7 protein-coding genes and 2 pseudogenes are annotated in these 10,934 nt (G+C 62.9%); 2 read left to right on the top strand and 7 right to left on the bottom strand.

All coding sequences use genetic code 11. The features are described from left to right. A partial coding sequence (locus EN750_RS05765) for an E2 ligase fold family C protein (protein WP_127395859.1) occupies nt 1–1,208 on the top strand: 1,208 nt, incomplete at its 5' end. Between the two features lie 232 nt (nt 1,209–1,440). Here EN750_RS05765 and EN750_RS05760 read toward each other — a convergent pair. From EN750_RS05760 to EN750_RS05730, 7 genes and pseudogenes are all read right to left on the bottom strand, one after another. Then, a pseudogene (locus tag EN750_RS05760) lies at nt 1,441–3,909 on the bottom strand (S8 family peptidase). Between the two features lie 17 nt (nt 3,910–3,926). Further along, the gene (locus EN750_RS05755; protein WP_126057775.1) at nt 3,927–4,913 is read right to left on the bottom strand and encodes an ATP-binding protein; all 987 of its coding nucleotides are present in this window, start codon (nt 4,911–4,913) and stop codon (nt 3,927–3,929) included. Between the two features lie 355 nt (nt 4,914–5,268). Further along, nucleotides 5,269–7,239: a relaxase/mobilization nuclease RlxS gene (rlxS, locus tag EN750_RS05750; RefSeq protein ID WP_024505648.1), complete on the bottom strand. Its 1,971-nt coding sequence runs from the start codon at nt 7,237–7,239 to the stop codon at nt 5,269–5,271. Between the two features lie 178 nt (nt 7,240–7,417). After that, nucleotides 7,418–8,101: a lytic transglycosylase domain-containing protein gene (locus tag EN750_RS05745; RefSeq protein ID WP_024505647.1), complete on the bottom strand. Its 684-nt coding sequence runs from the start codon at nt 8,099–8,101 to the stop codon at nt 7,418–7,420. Then, a complete protein-coding gene (locus tag EN750_RS05740; RefSeq protein WP_024505646.1) occupies nt 8,089–8,637 on the bottom strand; it encodes a S26 family signal peptidase in 549 nt (182 codons plus the stop codon). Before EN750_RS05740 ends, EN750_RS05745 begins: the two co-directional genes overlap by 13 nt. Next, the gene (locus EN750_RS05735) at nt 8,634–8,903 is read right to left on the bottom strand and encodes a helix-turn-helix domain-containing protein (protein WP_024505645.1); all 270 of its coding nucleotides are present in this window, start codon (nt 8,901–8,903) and stop codon (nt 8,634–8,636) included. The genes EN750_RS05740 and EN750_RS05735 overlap by 4 nt, the downstream gene beginning before the upstream one ends. 181 nt (nt 8,904–9,084) lie before the next feature. After that, on the bottom strand, nt 9,085–9,408 hold the full coding sequence (locus EN750_RS05730) for a DUF736 domain-containing protein (RefSeq protein WP_024505644.1): 324 nt from the start codon (nt 9,406–9,408) through the stop codon (nt 9,085–9,087). Between the two features lie 1,420 nt (nt 9,409–10,828). Between EN750_RS05730 and EN750_RS05725 the strand changes: the two are divergent. Then, nucleotides 10,829–10,934, top strand: a pseudogene (locus tag EN750_RS05725) (co-chaperone GroES); the annotation flags it as partial.

Here is a 10,934-nt window from a genome sequence, read left to right as displayed (position 1 = left end):
TTGCAGGGGTAACGCGCCCATCACTCCGGTGCCCGATCTTTTTCGTGGGATCGGACGGTTGGGCGGCAAAGCTGTCGCGTACGGACCCGGTGGGCTCTGGCCCAAGTCTGCTGCCTTTTGGAGCTGGCGCCGCCAGTTGCTTCGGCGCCGCCAACGTCTTTCGAACTATCTTCGCCGCCCAGTTGACCGGCGCCGAGTTGGACGAAACCATCGACCTCTCGCTATGCAGCTACGACAAGACCAAAGCCGGGGAGGCTGGCCCGATCGACTTCCCAGTCGACCTTGGCGAAACCCACCTCGTTGGGCTCGGTGCGATAGGCCATGGCTCGCTTTGGGCGCTAGCGAGACAACCCGATCTCAAGGGTCGTCTGCATGTAATCGATCACGAAGCGATCGAACTCTCAAACCTGCAGCGCTACGCATTGGCCGGCCAGGCGGAGATTGGTATGTCCAAGGCGGTTCTTGCAGCCACCGCCCTTAGATCGACTGGCCTTGAGGTCGAGGCGCACCCTCTGACGTGGGCAGAATATGTTGCGCGCCGGGGCAATTGGGTCTTAGACCAAGTGGGTGTGGCGCTTGACACCGCCGCCGACCGTCTGGCTGTCCAAGGTGCACTGCCGCGATGGATCGCAAACGCTTGGATGCAGGAGCACGATCTCGGTATCTCCCGGCATGGTTTCGATGACGGCCAGGCTTGCCTTTGTTGCATGTACCTGCCATCCGGAAAATCCAAGGACGAGCACCAGCTGATTGCCGAGGAACTCGGAATACCGGAAGCACACGAGCAGGTGAAAACGCTCCTGCAGACAAATGCCGGAGTTCCCAACGACTTTGTAGTTCGCGTGGCTACAGCGATGGCTGTGCCGTTTGAACCGCTAGCCCCGTTTGTCGGCCAGCCCCTGCGCTCCTTTTATCAGCAGGCTATCTGCGGCGGTCTGGTGTTCCAGCTTAGCGAAGGAAGTCGCCGCGTTCGAACTGTGGTTCCGATGGCCTTTCAGTCGGTGCTTGCCGGGATTATGCTTGCCGCGGATTTGGTCAAGCATAGTGCGGGGTTTCCCATGAGCCCGACGACGAGCACTCGGGTGAATCTTCTGCGCCCCCTTGGCTCTCACTTGCACGATCCGAAGGCCAAGGACTCCAGCGGCCGCTGCATCTGTAGCGACGACGATTTCATTGCCGCTTACAGGCGCAAATACGGAGCGCGTTGATCAGGTAAGCGATGTCTCGGCCGCCTAAGCAGACGCGCACCTCTCCGTAGACGCAGGGGGCGCGGCTTGTGGGCGTGACCATGGGCGCCATTATGACACGCTTGGCCCGCTCCTTTGCCGGCCTATCGTCCTCCGCGCATGATCCCGTGCCGACGTGATGATCCAGCACCAGCCGCCATGGCACCAGAGGCTGGTCAAACCTCCGTTGTTGGCCGGTTTGGACAGTGCTGCATCAGGTCTCGACCGACGTCTCGACAGTCAGGGCTGCTTCGACGGGTGTGAAGATGTCAACATCGACCCCAGGCGCCCGAATCGTCACAATCAGGGCGTACCGAGCCAGAGCGTCGACGCGTTCCAGGTAAGGCTTCTCCTTCCACCAGCCCCCGACCGGGAACACGCCGATCGCGTCACGCTCGGCGAGATCGGCGGCGCTGCCCGACCAGAAATCGGCGTGCAACGAGCCGCGATCGCGGAAGGTGCCGAGCAGCCACTCTTCTCCGCCTCCAGCAGGCGCCCCTTCCTCCTCGTCCCGAGCGGCCTGATTGATGCGGGCTCGGAATTCGTCGACTGTCTCGGTCGCTGACTTTACTCTGAACCGAAGACCATGGGACGCGTAACGATGCCGGCGGGTCCATCCGCGTTCACCGGGGTTGGGTTCGATGAAATAGGACAGCGTGACGCGGAGCTCGACCTGGGCAGCGCCGAGCGCCGCGAGCTGCTCCTTCGGCCAAGGCAGGCGATGCAGCTTCATGTCACGCGTTTTGGCAGCCGCGCCGCCCTCGCGCTGGAAAGGCTGAAGCTCATCTTCAACGATAAGCGTGAGGTCGTTCACCGTTGACAGAAGCGCGCGCCCAAGATCTGGCACGCCGTAACCATAGCGCCGCACGAGCGCCTGGATCTCGCCCTTCGCTCCGTTGCACGCATCGATGCGTGCGCGCATCGCCGGAGTCCATTCGGCCGAGTGGACGATCAGGGCGCGAACCGATTCAGGCCACAGCTCGGGGCGCGCTGATAGAATTAGTCCCGCCATCCGTGCGGCATGGGCCGTTGCCGCGCTCGTATCTCCGAGGGTGGTGAAGTGGCGCAGTTCGGGTCGACAGAAAGTGGTCAATATCTGCAGATCGTCGATCGGCTCGCCGGGCAACACACCGTCATGGGCGAGATTGCCGCCTTCGAAGACGACCTCGGGCTTCACCGGCCACTGCCTGTCCCAAACGACCGAAGTGCGACTGCGCGGCGAGAGCTCGCCGACCGGCGCGATCGGAGCGTAGCCCGAAAAGTCGGTGTCAATGATATCGACCTTTTCTGTGAAAGCGCCGACCGTCAGCGCATTCCAGGCCTGAGAAGGATCATCGACTGCTTCCAGATCGTTGCGCGTCAAATGCTCGGCCGGCATGAGGTCATCGCCGATGTTGCCGGCAGAGAGAACGATCAAGCGTCGCTGTTCCTCTTCGAAACAGAGTTGGTCGATAGCGGCAGACCACGATGTGGGCCTTCCACGCGCCGGACTGGCGCTTGTCACAGCCATTGCGATCGCGCGGCGGCGCTCCGGCGCCTGCACCTCGGCGCGGGCGATCGCTTCCGCGGTGATCGCGCCATAGAGTTCTGGATCGTTTGCCTCGTCTTCTGGCGGAAGGATACGAACACTCTCCAGCCGAAAGGGCAATGGAACTGGATCGCCTCCGACCAGGAGCGGGACCAGATCACCGTACAGGCCGACACCTGCCATTCGCGTCCCGTGGCCGCTCCACGCAGGTGTGTCGTCGCTGCCCCATGCCGGTTTGACGGTGTGCCAGTCTTAAACGGCAAGTGCGGGTTCGATCAACGGGTGGGTGCGACGCACGCCGCTGTCGAGAATGCAGACCGCAATATCGGATTGAGGCGGTCTGACGCGCCCGAGAAGCTCGTCGCTCCAGTCCCTTTGCTCCGCGCCGCCAAGGCCCAGGAAGAAGGACGGCGTATCCTTCGCGCGCCGCAGCTCGGCGACGACATCGCTGTGCGCAATCATGCGGTCGAGCATTGCCGTGCTGGCGAGGGCCAGCATGACCACCCGCTCCGGAAACCTAACCGCATGCGTGCGCAAAGTGATGTTCAGGGCTTCGGCAATGTGCTCGAAGTTCTCGCGGCGACCGTCGCGCAGCCAGACTTCCCACCACACCTGCTCGTCAGCGGCCTGGGGGAAGAGGTCGTCGTGGTCGGTAAACAACGATCGTGCAGTCGCCAGCCTGACTGTCTCCATGCGGGAGACGAGCGGCTCGTTGCGCGGTCTGCCGCGGTCAGTATCAACGTCTCGATACGCCTCGACTTTCCGCAAATAATAGGCTTGCGCGCTTTGCGGCAGGAACACCGACGCTGTGATGGGAGCACCGGGTTGAGTTGGCTCATGGACGGCGACCAGCTCCATGTGCTGGCGACGATCGGCCAACTGGTCGAGGGCCGCCCGTCCGGACATGGGCAGATCGATCGCGAGGTAAAAGCCAGGCGTGCCGACCGACAGCTGGGGGTCACGCGCCGCAATCTGCTGGCGTGCACTTTCGACCGCTTGTTCGATGGATTGCGTCAAGGCCGCAGCATGCGACGCCCGATCACGCGCCGGCAGCGGCGGTGCATGTATAAGTTGGTTGGGCCGCCGATAGGCTTCCCGAATGCCGTTGTTGCGAAGGTGGATATGGGCGCGGTCGCGCGGAAAATCGTCTGCCATTATGATCTGTGCTGTCGCTACTCAAACAGCGACGCCTGCCGGCGTTCCTTCAGAGCGTCGATGAGCGCTTCCGAGGTGATCCGCTTCCCCCCCCGCAATATGATGGTTTTTGCAGCGTCGTCGGCCGCGCGCGTGATCTCGGCCTGCGACAGTCTCTCTGCCTGAGAGATCGCCTCGTTCCAGGCAAGCCCTCTGGTGTCGAAGCGGTCGAGTCGAGCCCGAAGCAGCGCCTCTATAATCGGCCGATCGGGCACGGCGTATTCGATGACATCGTCGAAACGGCGGAACAAAGCTCTGTCGAGCAGCTCGGGATGATTTGTTGCCGCAATAATCAGGCTGTGGCTGTCGTCTTGCTCGAGAAACTGCAGAAACGAATTCAGCACGCGCCGAATCTCGCCAACATCCTGGCGTTCGCCTCGACGCGCGCCGATGGCATCGAATTCGTCAAAGAAGTAGACGCCCCGCGTCGCCTGCATTGCATCAAAAACAAGCCGCAGCTTTCCGGCAGTCTCTCCCATGAACTTGGTGATCAAACCATCGAGGACGATCGTGAAAAGGGGCAGATGAAGCTCCCCGGCCAATGCCGATGCGGTCATCGTCTTGCCTGATCCTGGCGGGCCGACCAGAAGCAGTTTGCGACGGGGAACAAGCCCGTGCTCGCGCAAGCTTGCTTGTTGGCGCTGCTCTCCCAGCACGCGGTGCAGGCGCGAGCGCAGACTGTCCGGCAAAATCATGTCGGTCAGTCGCAGGTCCGGATAGCGCACATGCAGGAGCCCTGCGAGCTCGCCCTTTGGCTGAAAAAGGGGAACCGGCCGACTGCTCTTGACAATCCGGGCGTCCCTGCTCTTGGCTGCGTCGACCAGATCCTTGAGCTCCTGAGCAAGCTTACCATGGCCTTGACGTGCCTCATGCGCAGCAAGCTGCATCGCGATAGAGAGGAAACGATCCTCGTCGCCGGCAATGTGGCTTTTAAGCAGCGTCACGATATGGCGGGCCGTGGTCATGGCTCTCTTCTGGGGTATCCGTTTACTTGGCGAAGCGCATGCAACCTAAACGCTTTCAACGGCGATTTGTATCGCGCAATGGTGTTTTTTCTCTTGTCGATGTTCGCCCGTGGCAACTTCAGCGGTGAACTGTTGCGCCGCGGTCATAGGCCAGCCGGAATAACGCCGGCCAGCAGACAACAGTCCGCATCTTCGAGCGCTCGAAGTCTGGCCACTCACGCAGCGTGTCGGGTCCGAACGCTCCAAAGCCGCCCCGCCTGGCAGGTCCATGCGACCGATTGCGGGCGTGCGGCCATAAGGTCTACGCGGGCTCGCATGGCTGCCCGCGCCGCTGGCTAAAAAGCTGTACACCATCTCACGAAACACCAGGTCCGCTCCTTTGCCGGCCGACGGTCCATGAAATCCCCTCCCCACTTACGACACCGGAGACCTCCTTGCCCACATGGCGCTCAAGCACCGGCCGCCATGGCACCAGCGTGAACTCGCGCGACTTTTCAACGACGGCATATTTTCCGCTGGCAAGCTCGACGGAGCGGCGGAGCGTACCCTCTACTCGTCCTCCGGATCGCGCTTCGGCATAGGGCAGGCCAAGTTCCTCCGACAGTTGGCCAGCAACACGGTTCAGTTCTCGCTGGCGCAGGATCGAAAGCATGTTGGCTCGATAGACGATCCCATCCTGTTCTTTATGCGCGAGGCCTTGCGCGATCAGCCACTGCCGCCGGCGAGCTTGCGCCTCTCTCACGTCGCGGCCGAAGCCGGATCCGTGCAAAGGCTCGGGTCTATCGGCAACCAGCTCCCGGTCGAGCCAGGTGGCGCCGTTGAAGCTGACCTGTCGCTCCAGCGCCATTGAGGAGAGCTTGTCGGCAACGACAGGCTCGGCCCTGGCCCGCTGGCCCTCATAATTCGCGACGCGATCGAGATGGTCCGGCGCGATGAGCCAGGTGCCGTTCGGCTCTCGCTCGACGCCGCCGGTCGCGCGGCGGATCGCCTCCAGCCGCCGCACATGCGTTCGCGCAAAGCTCTCGGTGGCGGATGGGTCATGCTTCAGGTGCATATCGACGTCGTAACGGCCGCCATGCGCGGCGGCGATTTCGGCGATGGTACGATCGACCTGCCTCGGCTCGGTGTTCCTTGGCGCGACACGCACGATGCAGCCATTAGGCATCGTTTCCATCGCCTCGCCTCTACCGATGTTGATCCAATGGCTCTTACCGTCGACGGCGTCGACGATCATGTAATGGCGGTCATTGATCTCGTCGGCCAGTCCACGCGCGACAACGCGACCGACGAGAGACTGGACGGGCTCGCCGGATCGATCGTGGATCACCCAGTCGGCGGCCCTGCGGGCAAGCCCCTTGCCGGTCAGTTCGCGGTGCATGGTCTTGATGATGTCGCCGCGTTCGCCGGTGCGGCGCAGCGTGGCTTCGAGCTCATCGTCGAGGCGCCAGGAGCCAGCGCCGACCTCCGCGGCCAGACCCATCCGCTCGAGCTTGCGCAGCCGTCCCTGGTGCAGCGTCTGGCGAATGGCGTCGGGACCGCCCGGCGAGACCAGGCCGTCATCATCACGCATGCTGAGCAGCCGACGGTCGATGCTGGTGAAGCGTTCCTGCTCCATTTCCCGGCGCAGGCGAAGCTCAATCTCGCGGTCGGTTCGCGGACCGAGATCGAGGCTGACCAGCTCGGCCGCCCGCTCGCGGATGCCAGATGAGATATATTCGCGCGCGATGACCAGGTTCTCGCCACGGTCGTCCCTGCCACGGACGATGATGTGGCTGTGCGGGTGGCCGGTGTTGAAATGATCGACCGCGACCCAGTCGAGCTTCGTGCCGAGGTCTTCCTGCATCTGCGCCATGAGCCGCCGCGTCAGCGCCTTGAGGTCGTCGTACTCGATGCCGTCTTCGGCAGCGACGATGAAGCGGAACTGATGGCGGTCGCCGTCCGCGCGATCGATGAACGCCTTGCCGTCGACGCGGCCGCTGTCGGCGCCGTAGAGCTCGCCAGGTTCACCTTCGCGGGTGACCCCGTCGCGCTGAAGATAGCGTAGATGGGCACGCGCCCCGTCCGCGCCCTTGCCGGCGAGCTTGACGACCCGCGCCTTGACGATCACCCGGCGCTGGCGGAAGGCGGCATACCGGTCGCGCGATTTCAGCAGTGCGGCGGCCGCCCCGCCGCGCCCTGTCCGGCTTCCTGTGAAGCGACCACCGCGTTGCGGCCGGCCGCCAGCCCGGTTGATCGCCGCACGAACCTGGCCGGCATAGCGTTTGCCGGCCTTCGAGCCGCGCGACCCGATTTTGCCGAGCTTCGGCCTGAACTCGTCATCCTTAATGCGAGCCTCCCAGACATATCAAGCAAAATCAGACACTTACACGTCAAACCCTCTTGGCACCGGCGGCAGCCTCCCGGAAAAACGATGTGCAGACAAAGATTTAACCGCCTCCTGGAGGCGGTACCTTTATCTTGCCTTCCGCGCCCAGCCCCGCCAGACGCGCCCCCGTCCGCCATGGCTAACGCACCGGCTCCTTCGGCTGCGCGCCGTCCTTGCCGAGCGGCACGAAGAGATCGCCGTTTCGCACGCCTGAGTGAACACCGTCATGAATGAAGAACAGCGACCGTCCGAGAGGAGCGATTTGCGCCTTTGGAGCGACAGATTGGCTTTCGAACGCCTCGATGTCGGCCGCCGAAACTCCGGCCGCCTTGAGTTGGTCGAGGTACTCGACGGTCTCTTCTGGCAGCGGTTTGCCACGCTTCAAATGCTCGTCGTAGCGCTCGGGACCGGCATTGTAGGCGCCAAACAGGCCAGGAAATCCGAAGCGGTCATACATGGCACTGAGATAGGCCGTGCCGGCCAGGATATTGTCGCGCGGATCGTGGGGGTTAGGCCCAAGGCCGTGTTCGACCCGCATCTCTTCATAGGTGCCGGGCATCACCTGCATGAGGCCCATGGCGCCAGCGGGGGAGGTGATGGGGCGGCCGCCGCGCATTGTCTTGCCGCCGCTTTCGGCAGCCATGACGGCATAGATCCAGGCTTGGGGAATATGGAAGCGCCGGCTTGCTTCCGATACCAACGTCTGCCACTTTCGCAGCTGCGGACTTTGGGAGATGGCGACCGGCTCAGCGCCGGTCGAGGCGGAACAGGCGCATGGCGCAATGGCGATCATGCCCAACAAGAGGAGGGTCACTCGGTCCATAGTGGTACGAGCCTCCCGATGACATTTTGAGTGGGAACAGGCCCGAAATAGCGGCTGTCGAAGGAGCGGTTTTTGTCGCTGCCGAGCAGGAAAACCTCGTTATCCCCGAGCGCTCGGCAGCCGTTCCACCATGGCAAAGGTCGGCCTTCGGCGTCGATTTTGAGCCGGCGCGCGACGATGTCGCCGCCGATGATGATGGCGTCATTGAAGGCGCAGACATTATCGTCCGGCAGCGCTGCAAGACGTTTTGCCAGCGGCACATTGCGAGGCAGATAGCTGCGCTCGGCGGCGAGATACGCCGCGTATTCAGGCGGGCGCACGAGCACGAGATCGCCACGCGCCAGCGCTCCCGCAGCGATGCGGTAAAGGCCGATCGGCGCGCTGGCCGAGGCGTTCCAGACCAGCCAAGGGGCGGGCTTTCCCAGCGCCGTGAAGCCCAAAAGACCGAGACCGGCCGCGGCCAAGGCGACCGTCTTACGGGCTCGAACACGCCTCAGGCGGCTGCCGATCAGATGGATGGAAGGGCGCCGCCTCATGAACGGCCTCCCGTGCCGCCCTGGCCGGAACCGGCCTTGCCATCGCCGGCGATGGAGTGCTGCGGGTGTCCTTTCGACCAATGGTCGAGTTCGTCGATGTGATAGCGGACATAGCGGCCGTGCTTGCGGAATTTCGGGCCGCCGCCCTTGAGCCGCATCTTTTCGAGCGTGCGCTGGGAGAGCCCGATATAGAAGGCGGCTTGGGCTGTGCTGAGAAACGGGCTGCCCTTTTTCGCGCGGGCCGCGCGTTCGTTTTCGTCGTCCATGATGATCCTCGTTTCGCTTCGGACAAGCGAGGGCGAGGATGGGCGAGGGAGATCGTCTCGGGGACGGGCGAAGAGTCGGGGGAGAGTTTTCGCCGCCCTTTAGGGCGGACGGGGTTTGGGTGGAACTCCTGGGAATGAGCCCCGCGCCGGGGCTGCGGCGCGAGGCTCTTATCTCGGCCGGTCAGTCGGCCGGGTTCCAGATGATGGCGTAGGTGTCGTGATCGTCCTGGCCGGCGGCTCGGCCGAGATTGGCGTAGAGCTTGCGCGGTCCGAACTCCGGCGCTGCAATCGACAGGCTCACATAATCCTTGCCGGAAGTCTCGCCGGTGCGGATCCAGCCAGCGCCGACTTCGACCCCTTGCGTAAGCACCCGGAAGTCGGGATGGTTATCGGCGCTCTTGGCCTGGTTGGGGACGATATCGATGTCGGCGCGGACGCTGAGCGTCTTGAACTGGCCCTTGTAGGCGCCGTTTTCCTGCTTGTTGACGTAACCGATCGCGGTCATTTCGAAGTCTCCTTTTGTGGTTTCGCCGGGGACCATCCCCTGCGATGGCGCACCGTAATGGGCGCGTCAGGACCGCCTGAATCCGACAGGGCCGCAGCGACAGTGAAGGACCCGAGCGGGCAGCTTTTTTGTGAGCGAAGCGGCGCGAGGAAGCCGCCGCAGGCGGCGGGGAAAAAAGCTGATGGCGCGAGGGTTTCGGGCGGCCGGACCCGCCCATAGGTCGACAAGCCAGCCGCAGGGATGGTCCTTGGAGAGAGCATGGAGACCGCTCGCCAAGTGCGGTCTGTCAGCCAAGCAGGACGCCGGGATGAAACGGCCTGCAAAGATGCTGCGCCCTTATGCCGGATCGAGATCGTGCCAGCGGGTCGGGCGCCAGAGCAGACATCCGGCATGGTGCGATCTATGAAAGCAGGGCTCGCCAGCGGGAATTTGATACGCGAGGGGGCCAAAGTAAGGCTGGATGAGAAGCCGGTGCTACCTGCAGGTCCAGTGTCATGTGGCGGCGCTCGGGAAACCGCTACGCAATGTAACGCGCTCTTATGAGGCGAACAGACCGGCCCCAAAACCGATCGACCGGTGGTCGGCGCGAAACGCGTCATGCCTGTCCGAAAGCTGACAGTGGCAGAAGACGCATGTCGGGTTCCGCACAATTGACCATGCTGGATTTGTGAGGTTTTCAGGGAGAGCCATGCGTTCACTTCCCAGTGAGCTTTGGCACGGCATTTGCTCTTGATGTGGCAACACGGATCGAAGGTTGACTGCATGCACAAGCGCGAGATGAGCAATGCTCTCCTTTCCTGGAGGCTTGGCAGCAGATTCGATTTGACGTTGCGAGGAGCTTCAGCCGCTCGCGGCGGAAGTGATCTCAAATCTGAAGGCACCGTTGGGGCCGCAGCCATCAAACACATCTTTCTCTTTTTCGCAGCTCGTCTTCAACGCGATGCGGACTTCTTCGCGTCGACGGCGGCCGAAGGTGGAGAAGGGGCTCGACTTGCAAAAAGGAGTTGTCAATGACGTCTTACGTTCGCACCAACAGCCCGGCGCAGGTGCGCTCACTGTCCACCTTTGGCAAGCATCTGCAAAGGAGCGTGCTGACGGCGACGCTGCTTGCCGCGGCTTCGACGGGAAGTGAAGCGCAGCCCTATGTTCGTGCTGACGGCAGCACGACTGACGACTTGGAAGCGGCGCGAGCAAGTTGGCGTCATGACGCCGAATTCAATGGAAATGTGGGGCTCGCAGCCATCAACGCGGATGCCGCGTATGCGTTGGGTTCCACCGGGGAGGGGGCCAGAGCTCCTCGCCTGCCCTCGTCCGTCTTGACGAGTGCCCGCTTACAGCCTACCTCACTATCGCGTTAGCACTCGTCCATCGCGAGTGCTAACAAAAACCCCTCAACAGCGCACCAGGGAAAAATCCGAAAATGGCAAAGTCGAAGTTCCGCCCGCTGCATGACCGCGTGGTCGTTCGCCGGGTCGAATCCGAATCCAAGACCGCTGGCGGGATCATCATCCCCGACACGGCAAAGG

This window comes from Mesorhizobium sp. M7A.F.Ca.ET.027.03.2.1 (genome assembly GCF_003999175.1).
In the GTDB taxonomy this organism is placed as follows: Bacteria; Pseudomonadota; Alphaproteobacteria; order Rhizobiales; family Rhizobiaceae; genus Mesorhizobium.
This window is presented reverse-complemented; position numbering and strand designations above follow the sequence as displayed.

Bases quoted from the DNA above. Each gene is read 5' to 3' on its own strand.
- EN750_RS05755 (WP_126057775.1), bottom strand. From the start codon at position 4,913: ATGACCACGGCCCGCCATATCGTGACGCTGCTTAAAAGCCACATTGCC.
- EN750_RS05740 (WP_024505646.1), bottom strand. From the start codon at position 8,637: ATGAGGCGGCGCCCTTCCATCCATCTGATCGGCAGCCGCCTGAGGCGT.
- EN750_RS05735 (WP_024505645.1), bottom strand. From the start codon at position 8,903: ATGGACGACGAAAACGAACGCGCGGCCCGCGCGAAAAAGGGCAGCCCG.
- EN750_RS05745 (WP_024505647.1), bottom strand. From the start codon at position 8,101: ATGGACCGAGTGACCCTCCTCTTGTTGGGCATGATCGCCATTGCGCCA.
- EN750_RS05730 (WP_024505644.1), bottom strand. From the start codon at position 9,408: ATGACCGCGATCGGTTACGTCAACAAGCAGGAAAACGGCGCCTACAAG.